Annotated in this window: 14 protein-coding genes and 1 pseudogene; 12 read left to right on the top strand and 3 right to left on the bottom strand. The window is 66.0% G+C overall.

Features of this window, described 5'->3' with window-relative positions; translation table 11 throughout:
• Positions 1-204: 204 nt before the first annotated feature.
• Positions 205-2,997 (bottom strand): [protein-PII] uridylyltransferase, encoded by a 2,793-nt coding sequence (locus XI02_RS44340; RefSeq protein ID WP_018269216.1) that lies wholly within the window; start codon positions 2,995-2,997, stop codon positions 205-207.
• Between the two features lie 198 nt (positions 2,998-3,195).
• On the opposite strand from XI02_RS44340, the pseudogene XI02_RS44335 reads away from it, so the two are divergent.
• From XI02_RS44335 to XI02_RS44315, 5 genes and pseudogenes are all read left to right on the top strand, one after another.
• Positions 3,196-4,169: pseudogene (locus XI02_RS44335) on the top strand (aliphatic sulfonate ABC transporter substrate-binding protein).
• Positions 4,170-4,391: 222 nt separating this feature from the next.
• Entirely contained in the window at positions 4,392-5,231 is an 840-nt protein-coding gene (locus tag XI02_RS44330) for an ABC transporter permease (protein ID WP_172646337.1), read from the top strand.
• A complete protein-coding gene (locus tag XI02_RS44325) occupies positions 5,231-6,016 on the top strand; it encodes an ABC transporter ATP-binding protein (protein WP_194483345.1) in 786 nt (261 codons plus the stop codon). Before XI02_RS44330 ends, XI02_RS44325 begins: the two co-directional genes overlap by 1 nt.
• 58 nt (positions 6,017-6,074) lie before the next feature.
• Entirely contained in the window at positions 6,075-6,584 is a 510-nt protein-coding gene (locus XI02_RS44320; protein ID WP_172646339.1) for an OsmC family protein, read from the top strand.
• A 132-nt stretch (positions 6,585-6,716) separates the two neighbouring features.
• The gene (locus tag XI02_RS44315; protein WP_016845539.1) at positions 6,717-7,520 is read left to right on the top strand and encodes a hypothetical protein; all 804 of its coding nucleotides are present in this window, start codon (positions 6,717-6,719) and stop codon (positions 7,518-7,520) included.
• Between the two features lie 115 nt (positions 7,521-7,635).
• Here the strand turns inward: XI02_RS44315 and mutS are convergent, their stop codons facing one another.
• Positions 7,636-10,362, bottom strand: a complete 2,727-nt coding sequence (gene mutS / locus XI02_RS44310) for a DNA mismatch repair protein MutS (RefSeq protein ID WP_172646340.1) — start codon at positions 10,360-10,362, stop codon at positions 7,636-7,638.
• A gap of 313 nt (positions 10,363-10,675) precedes the next feature.
• Between mutS and pcaF the strand changes: the two genes are divergently transcribed.
• The 7 genes from pcaF (at position 10,676) to XI02_RS44275 (ending at position 16,298) form a co-directional block, all read left to right on the top strand.
• Complete coding sequence (gene pcaF, locus XI02_RS44305) at positions 10,676-11,884, top strand: 3-oxoadipyl-CoA thiolase (RefSeq protein WP_172646341.1); 1,209 nt, start codon at positions 10,676-10,678, stop codon at positions 11,882-11,884.
• Between the two features lie 105 nt (positions 11,885-11,989).
• On the top strand, positions 11,990-12,691 hold the full coding sequence (pcaH, locus tag XI02_RS44300; protein ID WP_069280649.1) for a protocatechuate 3,4-dioxygenase subunit beta: 702 nt from the start codon (positions 11,990-11,992) through the stop codon (positions 12,689-12,691).
• A complete protein-coding gene (gene pcaG / locus XI02_RS44295; RefSeq protein ID WP_172646342.1) occupies positions 12,692-13,294 on the top strand; it encodes a protocatechuate 3,4-dioxygenase subunit alpha in 603 nt (200 codons plus the stop codon).
• A gap of 142 nt (positions 13,295-13,436) precedes the next feature.
• Positions 13,437-13,760 carry a helix-turn-helix transcriptional regulator gene (locus XI02_RS44290; RefSeq protein ID WP_028344906.1) on the top strand — a complete coding sequence of 108 codons (324 nt, stop codon included), beginning with the start codon at positions 13,437-13,439 and terminating at the stop codon, positions 13,758-13,760.
• A gap of 11 nt (positions 13,761-13,771) precedes the next feature.
• A complete protein-coding gene (locus XI02_RS44285; protein WP_172646343.1) occupies positions 13,772-14,236 on the top strand; it encodes an SRPBCC domain-containing protein in 465 nt (154 codons plus the stop codon).
• 21 nt (positions 14,237-14,257) lie between these two features.
• Positions 14,258-15,112: a shikimate dehydrogenase gene (locus XI02_RS44280; protein WP_172646344.1), complete on the top strand. Its 855-nt coding sequence runs from the start codon at positions 14,258-14,260 to the stop codon at positions 15,110-15,112.
• A gap of 16 nt (positions 15,113-15,128) precedes the next feature.
• Complete coding sequence (locus XI02_RS44275) at positions 15,129-16,298, top strand: Gfo/Idh/MocA family protein (RefSeq protein WP_172646345.1); 1,170 nt, start codon at positions 15,129-15,131, stop codon at positions 16,296-16,298.
• 324 nt (positions 16,299-16,622) lie between these two features.
• On the opposite strand, the gene XI02_RS44270 is transcribed toward XI02_RS44275, so the two are convergent.
• The gene (locus XI02_RS44270; protein WP_172646346.1) at positions 16,623-17,933 is read right to left on the bottom strand and encodes an ABC transporter substrate-binding protein; all 1,311 of its coding nucleotides are present in this window, start codon (positions 17,931-17,933) and stop codon (positions 16,623-16,625) included.
• Positions 17,934-18,044: the final 111 nt, after the last annotated feature.

Here is an 18,044-nt window from a genome sequence, read left to right as displayed (position 1 = left end):
TTTTCCATTCCGTCATCCCCGCGCAAAGGCTTCGTCTTTGTCGCTGGAGGAGCGCGGAACGCGCGTCTCGAAGGATGGACGGCCGGGTCGCGTCCCCATATTCCGACTCTTCGCGGCGATAACGGGGCCGTCGATCCTTCGAGACGGCCGCTGCGCGGCCTCCTCAGGATGACGGGTCTTGCACGCTCTCCCCGCGTCTTCGATCTACGCCGCCGGCTTCGCCGCCTGGTCCTCGCTCGCCAGCAGATGCAGCAGCGCGCTCTTGATCGCGGCCTGCCGGGTCGGTGCGGTGATCTGGGCGCCGAGCAGGTCGGTGACGTAGAACACGTCGCGGGCACGTTCGCCGAAGGTCGCGACATGGGCCGAGGCGATGTTGAGGTTGAGCTTCGAGATCGCGGTAGTGAGCTGGTAGAGCAGGCCGGGCCGGTCGAGACCGGAGACCTCGATCACGGTGTAGCGGTCGGACCACTGGTTGTTGATGGTCACCTCGGGCTCGACGATGAACGGCCGCGCCTTGCTGCGGACAGTGCGCTTGGCGACCGCCTCGGGCAGCCGCAGCTTGCCTTCCAGCACGTGCTCGATCATCTCGCCGATCCGCGTCGCGCGGCGGCCCTCATCCTCGTCGCGGTCGTATTCGCGTGAGATCGAGATGGTGTCGAGCGCGCGGCCGTCGGTCGTGGTGTAGATCTGGGCGTCGACGATGTTGGCGCCGGCCGACGCGCAGGCACCCGCGATGATCGACAACAGCCAGGGATGGTCGGTCGCCAGGATCGTCAGCTCGGTGACGGCGCGGACCTCGTCGAAGCCGACGTTGATCGCGAGCTTGTGGCCGGCCTGCTCGCTGGCGCGGATGAAGCGCGCCTGGCGGATCTTGCGAGGCAACTCGACCTTGAGCCAGTACGCCGGATAATGCCGGCCGATATAGGCGTTGAGCTCCGCCTCCGGCCATTCGGTGAAGGCGCGGCGGAACTCGGCTTGCGCCACCGCGATGCGCTGGGCGCGGTTGACCTCGGAGAAACCGCCGGTCAGCACCGGCTCGGTCTCGTAATACAGCGTGCGCAACAGCTGCGCCTTCCAGCCGTTCCACACGCCCGGGCCGACGCCGCGGATGTCGGCCGTGGTCAGGATCGTCAGCAGCTTCATCTGCTCGACCGACTGCACCACGGCGGCGAAATTCTCGATGGTCTTGCGGTCGGACAGGTCGCGCGATTGCGCCACCGTCGACATCGTCAAATGCTCCTCGATCAGCCACGCCACCAGCTCGGTGTCGGCCGCCGAGAAGCCGAGCCGCGGGCACAGCCGCCGCGCCACCTTGGCGCCGGCGATCGAGTGGTCTTCCGGCCGGCCCTTGGCGATGTCGTGCAGCAGGGTCGCGATATAGATCACCGGGCGGTGCTCGGGGCGGATCTTGCGGAACAGGTCGCTGGCGACCGTGAACTCCTCGTTGCCGCCGCGCTCGATGTCCTGCAGGTAGCCGATGCAGCGGAGCAGATGCTCGTCCACCGTGTAGTGGTGGTACATGTTGAACTGCATCATCGACACGATCTTGCCGAAGGCGCGGATGAAGTGGCCGAGCACGCCGGTCTCGTTCATCCGCCGCAGCACGATCTCCGCGTTGTCGGAGGTCAGGATCTCCATGAACAGGCGGTTGGCTTCGTCGTTCTCGCGCAGCTGGGTGTTGATCAGCTTGAGCGAGCGCGTCACCGTGCGCATCGCATCGGGGTGGAAGGCGAGGTTGTTCTGCTGCGCGAGGCGGAAGATCCGGATCAGATTGACCGGATCGTGCTTGAACACGTCGGGCGCGGCGAGGTTGATGCGGTTGTTGTCGACGATGAAGTCGTCGCTGCCGTTGACCCGCCGCCGCTTGGTGCCGGGCCGCAGCCGCGCCACCATCCGGCTCAGCACCGGCGCCGGCTTGTTGTGCTCTTCCTCGAGCTTGGCGCACAGGATCGCGGTGAGGTCGCCGACGTCCTTGGCGATCAGGAAGTAGTGCTTCATGAAGCGCTCGACGTCCTGCATGCCGGGATGCGAGGTGTAGCCGAGGCGGACCGCGATCTCGCGCTGCATGTCGAACGACAGCCGTTCCTCGGCGCGTCCGGCGAAGAAGTGCAGATTGCAGCGCACCGACCACAGGAAGTCGGCGCAGCGGCGGAAGGTGCGGTATTCCTGCGCGTCGAACACGCCGCGTTCCAGCAGCTCGTCGGTCTCGCGCACGCGGTAGACGTATTTGGCGATCCAGAACAGCGTATGCAGGTCGCGCAGGCCGCCCTTGCCGTCCTTGACGTTGGGCTCGACCAGATAGCGCGACTGGCCGGCGCGGCGATGCCGCTCCTCGCGCTCGGCAAGCTTGGCGGTGACGAATTCCGACGCGGTGCCCTGCACCACTTCCTTGTCGAAGCGCTCGACCAGCTCGTCATAGAGCGGCTGGTCGCCGGTCAGGAAGCGCGTCTCCAGGATCGCGGTGCGGATCGTCATGTCGCCGCGCGCCTGACGGATCGATTCATCGACCGAGCGCGTGGCGTGGCCTACCTTCAGCCCCATGTCCCAGAGGCAATAAAGAATGGCTTCGGCAACCTGTTCGCCCCAGGCGGTCTGCTTGTAGGGCAGGATGAACAGCAGGTCGATGTCGGATTCCGGCGCCATCAGCCCGCGGCCATAGCCGCCGGTCGCCACCACGGCCATGCGTTCGGCGCCCGAGGGGATCGGCGAGTGATAGAGATGCCGGGTCGCCGCCGCGTAGAGGATGCGGATGATCTCGTCCTGCACGAAGCAGAGCCGTTCGGCGCAGCGGCGGCCGTGACGGTCCTTCAGCAGCAGCGCCTGCGCCGTGGCGCGCGCCGCGATCAGCTCGGCCTTGAGCAGCTGCGCCATCGCGGCACGGAACTGGTCCTCGCGGCCGGCGTGCTGTTCGGCAAGTGCATTGACCGCCGCGGTGATCCGCACGGTCTCGAAACGATCATCCGCTTCAGGGCGGGCCTCGGCTACGACGCTGTCCATATGTTCATCCGATATCGGACAGAGCTGTTGCTGTCACTGACCAAAGTATAAGGACAGCGGCTCCATGCTCTCTCCACGACGCCTTGAGCAAGATCGTTCTCGCGCCATCTCGTAAAGGGTAGAGATTTTCTCGTTGACCGCAAGGCTAACTCATTGAAATAAAGGATTGTTTCATAATCTGATCGAGGGGGTCGACGAATGCAGAAATTTTCCCGGCGCACGTTCGCAGCGCTGCTCGCGGTCTCGACCTTGCTGCCTGGCGCGGCGCGCGCCGCCGACGCGCTGAAGGAGATCCGGATCGACTGGGCGACCTACAATCCGGTGTCGATGGTCCTGAAGCAGAAGGGCCTCCTGGAGAAGGAGTTCGCCAAGGACGGCATCAACATCGTCTGGGTGCAGTCGGCCGGCTCGAACAAGGCGCTCGAATTTCTCAACGCCGGTTCGATCGATCTCGGCTCGACCGCGGGCTCGGCCGCGCTGGTCGCGAAGATCAACGGCAACCCGATCAAGTCGATCTATGTCTATTCGCGTCCCGAATGGACCGCGCTGGTCACGACCAGGGACTCCAGGATCGCGTCCGTCGCCGACCTCAAGGGCAAGCGCGTCGCGGTGACGCGTGGCACCGACCCGCACATCTTCCTGGTTCGCGCGCTGCTCGGCGCCGGCCTCACCGAAAAGGACATCACGCCGGTGCTGTTGCAGCACGCCGACGGCAAGACCGCGCTGATCCGCGGCGACGTCGACGCCTGGGCCGGCCTCGATCCGATGATGCGCAGGCCGAGGTCGAGGACGGCGCAAAGCTGTTCTACCGCAAGGCGGAAGCCAACACCTGGGGCATCCTCAATGTGCGCGAGGAGTTCCTGAAAGCGCATCCGGACATCGTCCGCCGCGTGCTCGCGACTTACGAGGAAGCGCGGAAATATTCGCTGGCCAATTATGACGAGCTGAAGAAGACCTTCATCGCGGTCACCAAGCTGCCGGATGCCGTGGTCGACAAGCAGCTCAAGGAGCGCACCGAGCTGACCCACAGCCGGATCGGTAGCGCCCAGCGCGAATCGATCCTCGCCGCCGGCCTCGCGCTGCAGCAGGCCGGCGTGATCGACGCCAAGACCGATGTGAAGGCCGCGCTGGATTCCCTGATCGACGATCAGGTCCCGCTGCCGACGAATTGACTCGCTTATTCACCCTCCCCTGGAGGGGGAGGGTCGGTTCACAGCGAGCGAAGCGAGATGTGAGCCGGGGTGGGGTGACCTCTCCACTCGGGCAGTGCCCGTTACGAGAGACCTTCACCCCACCTCGGTTCGCATTTCATGCGAACCGATCCTCCCCCTCCAGGGGAGGATAAGAGGTCATCGTCCCCACCTTGCAATCCCATCGGAAGAATAGTTCTTGCTATGGCCATGACCGTTGACCTGCCCGCGCTGGAACAGACGGCCCCGCCCGGCGCGTCGGCGCGGTGGTCGCGCCATGCGCGCCCGGTGCTCGGGCTCGTGCTGCCGGTCGCGCTCGCGCTGGGCTGGGAACTCGTCGTTGCTCTCGGCTACTCCAACGGCCGCCTGGTGCCGCCGCCGTCAAAGGTGTTCGAGACCATCGTCGAGCTCGCCAAAAGCGGCGAGCTGTCGCGCCATATCCTCGCGACGCTGTGGCGCGTCGGCGCGGGCTTTGCGCTTGGCGTCGTCGCCGGCACCATTCTGGGCGCGATCTCCGGCTACTGGGATTTCGCCAAGCGGCTGCTCGATCCGACGGTGCAGGCGCTGCGCGCGATCCCCTCGCTCGCCTGGGTCCCGTTGTTCGTGCTCTGGCTCGGCATTTTTGAGACCTCGAAGGTCGCGCTGATCGCGGTCGGCGTGTTCTTTCCGATCTATCTCGGCGTGATGGGCGCGATCCTGTCGGTCGATCGCAAGGTGGTCGAGGTCGGGCGCGTGTTCCGGTTGTCCGGACCGGCGATGATCCGCCGTATCCTGTTGCCGGCCGTGCTGCCGGCCTATGTGGTGGCGCTGCGGGTCGGGCTTGGTTTGGGGTGGATGTTCGTGGTCGCGGCCGAATTGATCGGCGCGTCCGAAGGCCTCGGCTACCTTCTGCTCGACGGCCAGCAGCTCGGCAAGCCGGCGCAGATCCTCGCCGCGATCGTGATCTTCGCGATCCTCGGCAAGCTGACCGACTGGCTGATCGAGGTCGCGGCCGCGCCGCTGCTGCGCTGGCAGGACGCGTTCGGCACCCGGGGAGGGCAGTGATGCTGGCGCTGAAGGACGTCGGCAAGGTCTATCCGAACGGCGTTCACGCCCTGGAGCGCTTCTCGGCCGAGATTGCACCCGGCGAGATCATCGCGATCATCGGCGGCTCCGGTTGCGGCAAGTCGACGCTGCTGCGCGCCATCGCCGGCCTCGATCGTGCCAGCACGGGCAGCGTGACGCTCGACAATGCGGTGATCACCTCGCCGCACGCCAAGATCGGGATCATCTTCCAGGAGCCGCGGCTGCTGCCCTGGCTCAGCGTCGCCGACAATATCGGCTTCGGCCTCGCCGACCTTTCGGCGGAGGCGAGGCGCGCGCGGGTCGCATCGGCGCTCGCCCGCGTCGGCCTTGCCGACAAGGCCGCGGCCTGGCCGCGCGAACTGTCGGGTGGCCAGGCGCAGCGGGTCGCGATCGCCCGCGCGCTGGTGCCGCAGCCCGAAGTGCTGTTGCTCGACGAGCCGTTCTCGGCGCTCGATGCCTTCACGCGGCGCGATTTGCAGGATCATCTGCTCGATCTGTGGGCCGACACGCGGCCGACCCTGATCCTGGTCACCCACGACGTCGACGAGGCCGTGGTGCTGGCTGATCGCGTGCTGGTGATGCGGCCGCGGCCGGGCCGGCTGTTCGAGGAGATCACCATCAATTTGGCGCGGCCGCGCGACCGCAAATCGGAGCTGTTCGACACCTTCAAGCGCCGCGTGCTGACCGCGCTCGACCGTTCGCTCGACCGTTCGGTGCGGGACGTCACCGACAAATCCAGCGCCGGCGAGGCGATGTGGTGGTGACATCCGCTCGTTAAGGCCTTACATCCGAAGGCTAAGAAGAACAGCCGGGAGCAGACCCATGGACTCCGCCGAACTCCGCGCAATGCAGGCTCCGATCAAGGAGCGCTACAAGACCGACCCCCAGGCCGCCGTGATCACGCTGAAGGCCAAGGGCTCGATCGACAATGAGAGCATCTCCTGCAAGGTCGAGACCGGCCGCGCGCTCGCGGTTGCCGGCCTGCACCCGGCCACCGGCGGCTCCGGGCTCGAGCTCTGCTCCGGCGACATGCTGCTGGAGGCGCTGGTCGCCTGCGCCGGCGTCACGCTGAAATCGGTCGCCACCGCGATCGAGGTACCGCTGAAAGTCGGCAATGTGTTCGCCGAGGGCGATCTCGATTTCCGCGGCACGCTCGGCGTCGACAAGGAGACCCCGGTCGGCTTCCGCGAGATCCGCCTTCGCTTCGAGATCGGCACCGACGCGCCGCAGGACAAGCTCGACCTCTTGCTGAAACTCACCGAGCGTTATTGCGTGGTCTATCAGACCATCAAGAACGGCCCGAAGGTGTCGGTGACGATGCAGCGGGTGTAGCCGGACGTCGTCCCGGCGAAAGCCGGGACCCATACGCCGTGTCTTCTCGATTCAAGCCCCGCTGCCCGACGGCTTTCGCTCCCCACGAACAGTCGTGGTTATGGATCCCGGCCTTCGCCGGGATGACGCAGAATGTCCCCCGAACTCCACTTCGTCCTGATCCTCGTGCTGCGCATGGCGGTGGCGGCCGCATTCGTGGTCAGCGCGTCCATCATCACGGAGCGTTCGGGACCGGTGATCGGCGCGCTGATCGCGACCCTGCCGATCTCGGCCGGGCCATCCTACACCTTCCTCGCGCTCGACCATGACGCCGCCTTCATCGCCGAGGGCGCGCTGGCGAGCCTGCCGGTCAACGCCGCCACCATCTATATGGGCCTGACCTACGCCGTGCTGGCGCAGCGCTTCAGCATGTGGATCAGCGCGGGCAGCGCGATTGCGGTGTGGCTGGTGCTCGCCACCATCATCCGCCAGTTCGAGTGGTCGCTCGCCGCCGGCCTGATCGTCAATGCCATCACCTTTGCGATCTGCATCCCGCTGCTGAAGCCCTATCGGCATGTCGCGAAAATGCCGCTGATCGCGCGGCGCTGGTACGACATTCCGCTGCGCGCTGCGCTGGTCGCAAGCCTGGTCGGCACCGTGGTCACGGCGTCAGGCTGGGTCGGCCCTCGCGTCACCGGCGTGATGGCGCTGTTTCCGATCGTATTCTCCTCGATGATGCTGATCCTGCATCCGCGCATCGGCGGCCCCGCAACCGCCGCCGTGCTCGCCAACAGCGCCTGGGGCCTGATGGGCTTCGGTCTCGGCGTTGCCGTGCTGCACGTCGCGGTGCTGCAATTCGGCTCGCCAATCGGCCTCTGCTGCGCGCTCGCCACCTGCATCGTCTGGAATCTGGTGCTGTGGCGGATCGGGCGGAGGAAGAGTGGGAAGGCGTCTTAACCTCCCCTTGAAAAGGGGAGGTCGCTCTGCCCGGCAGAGCAAAGCGGGTGGGGATCTGCTCTCTCCGCAAACGGTGTTGCCTGCGGCTGACCCCCATCCCGACCTTGCTACGGAGCTAATGCTTCGGCAGCTTCGCCCGCAGCGCATACAGCGCGTCCAGCGCCTCGCGCGGCGACATCTCGTCGGGATGCAGCGCCTTCACCGCCTCGACCAGCAGATCCGCGTCGCTCGGCGGGGCGTCCTCGGCGGCGGCGCGGGAGGGGACGGCGAACAGCGGCAGATCGTCGACCAGAGCGCGCGCGGTCTGGCCGCGGTCCTGGGCTTCGAGTTTGGCCAGCACCGATTTGGCGCGCGTGATCACGGCCGGCGGCAAGCCGGCGAGTTTTGCGACCTGGATGCCGTAGGAGCGGTCGGCGGAGCCGGGCAGCACCTCGTGCAGGAACACGACATCGCCCTGCCATTCCTTGACCCGCACCGTGGCGTTGAACATCCGCGGCAGTTTCGCCGAGAGCGCGGTCAGCTCGTGATAATGCGTCGCGAACAGCGTGCGGCAGCGGTTGCTCTCATGCAGATGCTCGATCGCGGCCCATGCGATCGACAATCCGTCGAACGTCGCGGTGCCGCGCCCGATCTCGTCGAGGATCACCAGCGACCGCTCGCTGGCCTGGTTCAGGATCACCGCGGTTTCGACCATCTCGACCATGAAGGTCGAGCGTCCCCGCGCCAGATCATCGGCGGCGCCGACGCGCGAGAACAGCCGGTCGACGATGCCGAGCCGCGCCCGCGACGCCGGCACGTAGGAGCCGATCTGCGCCAAGAGCGCGATCAGCGCGTTCTGGCGCAGGAAGGTCGATTTACCGGCCATGTTCGGACCGGTGATCAGCCAGAGCTGGCCGGATTTTTGTGCGGGCGCCGGGGAGAGATCGCAGGCATTGGCGATGAACGGCTGGCCGTCGCGTTTCAGCGCCTGCTCGACCACCGGATGCCGGCCGCCCTCGATCGCAAAGCCGAGCGAGCCGTCGACGTCGGGCCGCACGTAATTGTCGTCGATCGCAAGTTTGGCCAATGACGTCGCGACGTCGAGCATCGCAAAGGCATGCGCGGCGTTGCGCAGGTCGTCGCTGGCGGCGAGCGCCATCGCGCTCAAGCGTTCGAAGATCTCGAGCTCGAGATTGAGCGCGCGCTCGCCGGCATTGGCGATCTTGGCTTCGGTCTCGCCGAGCTCTGCGGTGGTGAAGCGGACCTGTCCGGCCAGCGTCTGGCGATGGATGAAGGTCGAATTCAGCGGCGGCGCGAACAGCTTGTCGCCGTGCTGCGCGGTGACCTCGACGAAATAGCCGAGCACATTGTTGTGCCGGATCTTCAGCGTCTTGATGCCGGTGTCCTCGGCATAGCGCGCCTGCATCGCGGCGACGACGAGGCGCGAGGCATCGCGCAGATTGCGGCTCTCGTCGAGCGCGGCCTCATACCCCTCGCGGACGAAACCGCCGTCGCGCTTGATCAGGGGCAGCTGTTCGGAGAGCGCGCGGGAAAATTCCCGCGCCAGATCGCGCGAGGGGAGCCGCAAGGCCGCCATCACGGTGGAAATCTCGGCCGGCGGATTGGACAGCTGTGCCAGCAGCTCCAGCGCCTGGTCGGCGGCGAGGATGCCGTCGCGCAGGCTGGCGAGATCGCGCGGGCCGCCGCGGCCGACCGAGAGCCGTGCCAGCGCGCGCGACATGTCGGGCGCCGCGCGCAGCACGGTCCTGACGTCCTCGCGCGCCGCGGAATCCGCGACGAAGGCCGAGACGGCATCGAGCCGCCGCGCGATCACGGCGACATCGGTCAGCGGCGCGGCAAGGCGCTGCGCCAAGAGGCGCGAGCCCGCCGCGGTGACGGTGCAGTCGATCGCATCGAGCAGCGAGCCACGGCGTTCGCCGGCCAGCGTGCGGGTCAGTTCGAGGTTGGCGCGGGTCGCCGGATCGATTGCCATCGTGGTGCCGGCGGCCTCGCGCGCCGGCGGCGACAGCGGCGGCCGCTTGCCGACCTGGGTGCGGTCGATATAGGTGACGGCGGCGGCCGCGGCGGTTGCCTCCAGCCGCGACATCGCGGACAGGCCGTCCATGGTCGCGACCGCGAAATAGTCGCACAGCCGCCGCTCGGCGGTGGCGCTGTCGAACACGTCGCGGGTCAGCGGCGTCACCGACGGCAGCTCGCGCAGGGTCGGCGCGAGCTCGTTGTCGCTGTAGAGCGCATCGGTGACGATCGCCTCGTTCGGATTGATGCGCGCCAGCGTTGCCGCGAGTTCCACGGTCGCGCACTCCGTCACCATGAATTCGGAGGTCGAGATGTCGATCCAGGCCAGCCCGAGCCGGTCGGCGCCGGCCGAGCCGCGGGCGCGCGCGATCGCGATCAGGTAATTGTTGGTGCGGGCGTCGAGCAGCGTGTCTTCGGTCAGCGTGCCCGGCGTCACCAGCCGCACCACGCCGCGGCGGACCACGCTCTTGTTGCCGCGGGCTTTTGCCTCGGCGGGATTTTCCGTCTGCTCGCAGACCGCGACCCGGTGGCCGGCGCCGATCAGGCGATGCAGGTAATCCTCGGAGCGTTCGACCGGCACGCCGCACATCGGGATGTCCATGCCCTGATGCTTGCCGCGCTTGGTCAGCACGATGCCGAGCGTCCTCGAGGCGACCTCGGCATCCTCGAAGAACAGCTCGTAGAAATCGCCCATCCGGTAGAACAGCAGCAGGCCGGGATGGGCGGCCTTGATTTCCAGATACTGTTCCATCATCGGCGTGACGCGCGACGGCGCCTCGGCGGCAGTGGCTTCGGGCGGAACGGGGATGGGCTGCTGAATGGTCATTAGAGCGTTTTCGAGAGAAGTGGGTACCGGTTCGCGTGAAGAAAACGCGTCCAAAGAAAAATCTGGAGCCCGGTTCTGATCTCATCAGAACCGTCAGGCTCCAGACGGCGGAAACTACAGAATTTCGCCACGCGGTCCTATCCGCGAGACCGGAGTTTTCCACCCTGTCCACGGTGCCATGATGACAGCCCTCACGGTAATGCGTGCAGGGCGCGCAGCGGCGTCAATTGACCTGCCGCGGGCACGCTCCTAAAACCGATCTCGAGTTCCAGCCGATCCAGCGCCTAAGTCGCGGCATTCAGGGAGAGATTCAATGCGTGATGTGTTCATTTGCGATGCCGTCCGGACTCCGATCGGCCGTTTCGGCGGTTCGCTCGCCAAGGTGCGTGCCGACGATCTCGCGGCGGCCCCGATCAAGGCGCTGATGGCCAAGCACCCGACGCTCAATTGGAACGAGGTCGACGAGGTCTATTTCGGCTGCGCCAACCAGGCCGGCGAAGACAACCGCAACGTCGCGCGCATGGCGCTGTTGCTCGCCGGCATGCCGGAGTCGGTTCCCGGCCAGACCCTGAACCGGCTCTGCGCCTCCGGGCTCGATGCGGTCGGCGCCGCGGGCCGCGCCATCCGCGCCGGCGAGATCGATTTCGCGATCGCGGGCGGCGTCGAATCGATGACGCGCGCACCGTTCGTGATGGGCAAGGCCGCGGAAGCCTTCTCGCGCTCGTCCGAGATCTACGACACCACGATCGGCTGGCGCTTCATCAATCCGCTGATGAAGGCGCAGTACGGCGTCGATGCGATGCCGGAGACCGGCGAGAACGTCGCCGAGGAATTCCAGGTGTCGCGCGCCGATCAGGATGCGATGGCGATCCGCTCGCAGCAGCGCGCGGGCGCGGCGATCGCGTCGGGCTATTTCGCCGAGGAGATCGTCCCGATCCAGGTGCCCGGCGGCAAGGCCGGTCCGATCACCGTCGACAAGGACGAGCATCCGCGTCCCGAGACCACGCTCGAAGGATTGGCAAAACTGAAGCCAATCGTGCGCAATCCGGGCACGGTGACCGCGGGCAACGCATCCGGTGTCAATGACGGCGCCGCCGCGATGATCCTCGCTTCCGAAGCCGCGGTGAAAAAGCACGGCCTGACCCCGCGTGCAAAGCTCCTCGGCCTGGCGTCGGCCGCGGTGCCGCCGCGCATCATGGGCATCGGCCCGGTGCCGGCGACCAGGAAGCTGGTCGAGCGTCTCGGCATCAAGGTGTCGGACTTCGATCTGATCGAGCTCAACGAGGCCTTCGCCTCGCAGGGCATCGCCTGCCTGCGCCAGCTCGGCGTCAAGGAAGACGCCGATTTCGTCAATCCGCATGGCGGCGCGATCGCGCTCGGCCACCCGCTCGGCATGAGCGGCGCGCGGCTGGTCTTGACCGCCGTCCATGGCATGGAGAAGCGGGGCGGGAAGCTTGCCTTGGCAACTATGTGCGTCGGGGTCGGCCAAGGCGTCGCGATTGCGATCGAAAAGCTGAACTAGGTCAGTGACTTGGAGGGGTTGAAAACAGCCCTTCCCCAATTTGGTTATGCATTATAATGATCTGATGTGAGCTCACCGGGCGCGTGGGCCGCGGAGGAATTCGCCATGACCTTATTGTACCCGCTGCAATCGCTTGCAGCCCATCCGGCGCGGCTGTCGCCGGACTATCGCTCCACCGTGAAGCGTTCGCCGCAGAAGCCGCTGATCCCGATGCGGCACACGCTCTCGGAGCTGACCGGGCCGGTCTATGGTCATGAGACGGTGCGCGCGCACGACAACGATCTCACCATCCAGGCCAAGGGCGAGCCGCTCGGTGAGCGCATCATCGTGCATGGTCATGTGCTCGACGAGGACGGCCGCGGCGTGCCGAACACGCTGGTCGAGCTTTGGCAGGCCAATGCCTGCGGCCGCTACATCCATGTCGTCGACCAGCACCCGGCGCCGCTTGATCCGAACTTCACCGGCGCCGGCCGTGCCCAGACCGATGCCCAAGGCTACTACAAATTCACCACCATCAAGCCGGGCGCCTATCCCTGGGGCAATCACCACAATGCCTGGCGGCCCGCGCACATCCATTTCTCGGTGTTCGGCCATTCCTTCATCTCGCGTCTCGTCACGCAGATGTATTTCCCCGGCGATCCCCTGTTTCCGTTCGATCCGATCTTCAATTCGGTGACCGACGAAAAGGCGCGGGCGCGGATGATCTCGTCCTTCGATCTCGAGAACACCAAGCCGGAATGGGCGCTGTGCTACCGCTTCGATATCGTGCTGCGCGGGCGCAATGCCACGCCGATGGAGACCAGGTAAGTGTCGAACCAGCGCCCTGATGGAATCACGCCCTCGCAGACCGTCGGTCCCTATTTCAAATACGGCCTGACGCCGAACGGCGAGTACGAATGGAACGACGCCTTCACCAGCAACCTGTTGACGCCCGATGTGTCCGGCGAGCGGATCCGCGTCGAGGGCAAGGTCTATGACGGCGATGGCGCCGTGATCCCGGACTGCATGCTGGAGATCTGGCAGGCCGACGCGCAGGGCCGCTTCTCCGATCCGCAGGATGCGCGCGCATTGCCGAACTCGAGCTTCAAGGGCTTTGGCCGCTGCGGCACCGACAAGAACGGCGCCTACGCGTTTGACACCATCAAGCCGGGCGTGGTGCCGGATGCCGACGGCAAGCCGCAGGCGCCGCACATCCTGCTCGCGGTGTTCGCGCGCGGCATGCTGCTGCATCTCTACACCCGGATCTATTTCGAGGGCGAAGCCGGCAACGCCGACGATTCCATGCTCGCGCTGGTGCCGGCGGAGCGCCGCGCCACGCTGATCGCCAGGCGCAAGGCCGGTGTGAACCACGTCTATACGTTCGACGTCCATCTGCAGGGCGACAACGAGACGGTGTTCTTCGACGTTTAGCTGCGCGCCGCGACCGCTGCGCAATTCCAGCATCGAAGGGACGAGCGGAATCCGCTGCGCGCGTTCGCCGCAGCGGATTTCGCTTGACCATGCGTTTTCAGTTATATAACAAATCATTTATATAACCGATACGAGATCATGCATGGCCAACCTCGACGCCGCCTTTTCCGCGCTCGCCGACCCGACTCGCCGGGCGATCCTGGCGCGCCTCGCCCTGGGCGAGGCGACTGTCATGGAGCTGGTCGAGCCGTTCGATATGACCCAGCCCGCGATCTCCCGCCATCTCAAGGTGCTCGAGGGGGCCGGCCTGATCGTGCGGCGGATCGAGGGCACCAAGCGGCCGTGCCGGCTGGCGCCATCAGCGGTTGCCGAGATCGATCAATGGCTCGGCATGCTGCGCCGCGCGCTGGAAACCAATTACGACCGGCTGGACGGCGTGCTGGCCGCCATGAAGCCTGAGCAGTGAAGGGTATCGCTATGAACAAGTTGACGCTGAAGACCGAAGGCGACCGCTATGTCGTCGTGACCAGGCGCTTCGTCGCGGCGCCCGAGGCGGTGTATCGCGCGCATACCGAGCCGGAGCTGGTGCAGAAATGGCTGCTCGGCCCGGACGGCTGGACCATGCCGGTCTGCATCAGCGAGGCGAAGCCCGGCGGCAGAATCCGCTACGAATGGACCGACGGCAAGGGTGGCGGCTTCCATCTGACCGGCGAATATCTCGCGCTCGAACCGTTCAGCCGCATCGTCCATGTCGAGCGCATGCATTTGCCGGATCCGACGCCGGACAATCACGTCGAGACGCGTTTCGCGCCCGACGGCGACGGCACCCTGATGACGATGCGGATGACGCTGCCGGATGCGGAGACGCGCGCGGCGATGCTCGCGACCGGCATGGAGCACGGCATGGAAGACAGCTATGCTCGGCTCGACCGCATGAGCTGAACGTGACTGACGTGAGGGACAATGCGCGACCGTTTCCTGACGGGGCTGATTGGCTATCCGATCGCGCATTCGGCGGCGCCTGCGATGCACGAGAAGGCCGCAGCAGCGCTCGGCGTCCGCTGTCACTACCAGCTCATCGAGGTCAAGGGCGCCGGCCGCAACGATCTGCGCGCGATGCTCGAGGGCATCAGGCGGCTCGGCTTCGCCGGCGTCAACGTCACCTTTCCCTACAAGGAGGCGGTCGTCGATCTCATTGATAGCCTCGCGCCGGATGCACGCGCGATCGCCGCGGTCAACACCATCGTCGCCGACGGTGCGCGGCTGGTCGGGCACAACACCGATGCGACCGGTTTTGTGCGTGCGATCACGCCGCTGCTTGCATCAACGCCGCGCGGCCCGATCGCGCTGATCGGTGCCGGCGGCGTCGGCAAGGCGATCGCGTTTGCGCTCGCCGGCCTCGGCGTCGGTGAGCTCCGCATCTTCGACGCCGATGCCGCGAAGGTCGCGCGGCTGGCCGGCCAGTTGGCTGGCCGTCATGCGGTTCGTGGTGTCGCCAGCGTCGAGGCCGCGGTCGATGGCGCGACCGGCGTCGTCAACGCAACGCCGGTCGGCATGCTGCCGAACCGCGACAGTCCCGTGCCACAGAGCTTGCTGCATCCGTCGATGTGGGTCGCCGACGCCGTCTACACGCCGCTGTGGACGCCGTTGCTGTTGGCGGCCAAGGCCAAGGGCTCCAAAGTCCTGACCGGGCGCGATCTTGCGATCTACGCAGCAGCGGACGCGTTCGAATTGTTCACGACGATGATGCCTTCGACTGATGTCATGGCAAATGCGTTCGACGCGGTGATGGCCGCGCGCTACTCTGCGCCCGCCTGAGGGGCGGAGACATCAAATGACAAAAATCAGGATCGGGCTGGCCGGCTGCGGCTTCGTGTCGGAGCTGCACATGGTTGCCTACCGGCGCGTCTATGGCGTCGACGTCGAGGTGAGGGCGGTCGCGGCGCGCGGCGATCATGTCAATGCGTTCGCTCGCAAGCACGCAATCCCGAACGCCTATCGCAGCTTCGCCGAACTGGTCGCCGACCGCGAGCTCGACGTCATCGACATCTGCACGCCGCCGAACCTTCACGCCGCGATGATCGTGGAGGCGATGACGGCGGGCAAGCACGTGATCTGCGAGAAGCCGTTCAGCGGCTATTTCGGGCAGCCCGGCGACAAGGCGCCGATCGGCAGGCATGTGCCGAAAGCGCTGATGTATCAGCGTGTAATGGAGGAGATGACGGTGACCCGCGCCGCGATCGAGCGAAGCGGACAACTCTTCATGTATGCCGAGGACTGGATCTACGCGCCGGCGGTGACCAAGACCGCGGAGATCATCCGCGCGACCGGCAACAAGATCCTGTTCATGAAGGGCGAGGAGAGCCATTCCGGCTCGCATGCCGCGCATGCCGCGGAGTGGGCGATGACCGGCGGCGGCTCGCTGATCCGGATGGGCTGTCATCCCTTGTCGGCGGTGCTCTATCTCAAGCAGGTCGAGGCGAAAGCGCGCGGCGAGACCATTACGGTCGCCAGCGTCACCTGCGACGTCGGCAATGTCACCGCCGGTCTCAAGCCAGAGGAGCGCGCCTACATCAAGGCCAATCCGGTCGACGTCGAGGATTGGGGCACGCTGACCGCAACCTTCTCCGACGGCACCAAGGCCACGGTGTTTTCGGGCGACATGATCATGGGCGGCGTACGCAACCTGATCGAGACCTATACGAGCGGCGGCTCGCTATTCGCCAACATCACTCCGAACACGCATCTGACGAGCTACCAGACGAGCGAGGAGAAGCTCGCGTCCGTGTACATCACCGAAAAGGTCGATCGCAAAACCGGCTGGCAATATGTCTGTCTCGAGGAGGAATGGACCCGCGGCTACCTGCAGGAAATCCAGGATTTCATGGAGTGCGTGGCGACCGGCCGGCAGCCGCTCGCGGACCTCGCGCTGGCGTATGAGACGACGAAGGTGAACTACGCCGGTTACTGGGCGGCGGATGAGGGCAGGCGGGTGGTGCTGTAGGGTGGCGGGAACAACGAGACTACGCGCGTATACTCACGCCAGACCCGTACATCCCCGCGCAAAGGCTTCGCCTTTGTCGCTGGAGGAGCGCGTAGCGCGTCTCGAAGGATGCACGGCCCGGCCGGTGGCCGTCGATCCTTCGAGACGCCCGCAAGTGCGGGCTCCTCAGGATGACGGGGATAGTTGCCAACTAAAGCCTGATGAGATTAGGTTGAGTTGGAACGGCGTCGAAAGATCACCTCTCCCTTGGGAGAGGTGAACCGAGACCGCGCCAAGCCGATTCAACCAAAACTGATCCCGCTTTAGCCGCGACAAGGATCAATCCTACGCCCCGTACACCGAGCCCTTCGGCAGCGGGAACACCGGGTCCTGCGTGCGGATATTGGTCGGCCACACCACGGTGATGCGCTCGCCGGCGTTCTGCATCACGACCGGCGTCGAGCGCTCGTTCTGGCCGGACAGCGGCGTACCCGGCGGATAGAACTTCACGCCATAGCCCTGGATGGTGCCGCCTGCGGGGATGTCGACGTCGAGCGCCGCCTTGCGGATCGCCTCGGGATCGAAGCCGCCATACTTGTCCTTGGCGACCGGCAGCACATTGTTGAGCAGGATCCAGGTCTGGTTGAAGCCCATCGAGCAGTGCGGCGGCACTTCGGTCGCGTTGGTCTTCTCGCGGTAGCGCGCGACCATGGTCTTGGTGAGGTCGCCGATTCCGGGCGCGAGCTTGGCGGGATCGAGCAGCTGTGCCGGAACGGGGTCGATGTTGCAGAAATTGTCGATGTCGGCGCCGAAGGTCGCGCGCAGCTTGTCGAGCTGGCTGTAGCCGGCGCCGGCGCCGAACAGCATCTTGAACCTTAGCCCGCTCTCGCGCGCCTGGCGCAGGAACAGCGTGATGTCGGGATTGTAGCCGGCATGCGAGATCACGTCGGCCTTGGCGCGCTTCAGCTTGGTGACCAGCACCGAGAGATCGGGCGCGGAGGCGGAATAGCCCTCCTTCAGCGCGACCTGCAGCCCGACCTCCTTGGCGAAGGCCTCGTCCGCCGCGGCGACGCCGACGCCATAGGGCCCGTCCTCGTGGATCAGCGCCACCTTGACGTCCTTCGGCTCCATGCCGAGCTTGGCCTTGGCGTGCTCGTTGATGAAGCTCGCGAAGGCCTGGCCGTACTGGTCGGAATGGATCTGCGCGCGGAACACGTATTGCAGGTTCTTGTCCTTGAAGACGGCGGTCGAGACCGCGGTCGTGATCCACAGGATCCGCTTCTGCTGCTCGACCTTGGCGGCGAGCGGTACCGCGTGGGAGCTCGCGAACACGCCGTTGAGGATGTCGACCTTCTCCTGGTCGATCAGGCGATTGGCCTCGTTGATCGCGACATCGGGCTTGCTCTGGGAATCGACGTTGACCGGCGCAATCTTGTACTTGCCGCCGACACCGCCCTTCTCGTTGACGAGGTCGATCGCGATCTGGGTGCCGATCGAGGAGGCGACCGAGCCGCCGGCGGCGAACGGGCCGGTCAGGTCGTAGATCACACCGATCCGGACCGTCTCGGCCTGCGCCTGTGCCCGTGTCCAATCGAAGCTGAAAGCAGCGGCGGCAGCCGCTGAAGTCTTCAGCAGCGTCCTGCGTGAAGTCGGCATCGCGTCCTCCCCTGAACCGTCGGTTGTGTGACGGGTCTTGCTTGTTTTCGCGGAGTATTGGGAGGCGAGGTCGGAAAGTCAACGCGGCTTGCGGCTGCGGCGTCTTGCGCT

The organism is Bradyrhizobium sp. CCBAU 21365 (assembly GCF_015291305.1).
Classification (GTDB): Bacteria; Pseudomonadota; Alphaproteobacteria; order Rhizobiales; family Xanthobacteraceae; genus Bradyrhizobium; species Bradyrhizobium elkanii.
The sequence above is the reverse complement of the archived record's forward strand: the minus strand, read 5'-3'. Positions and strand labels throughout refer to the sequence as shown.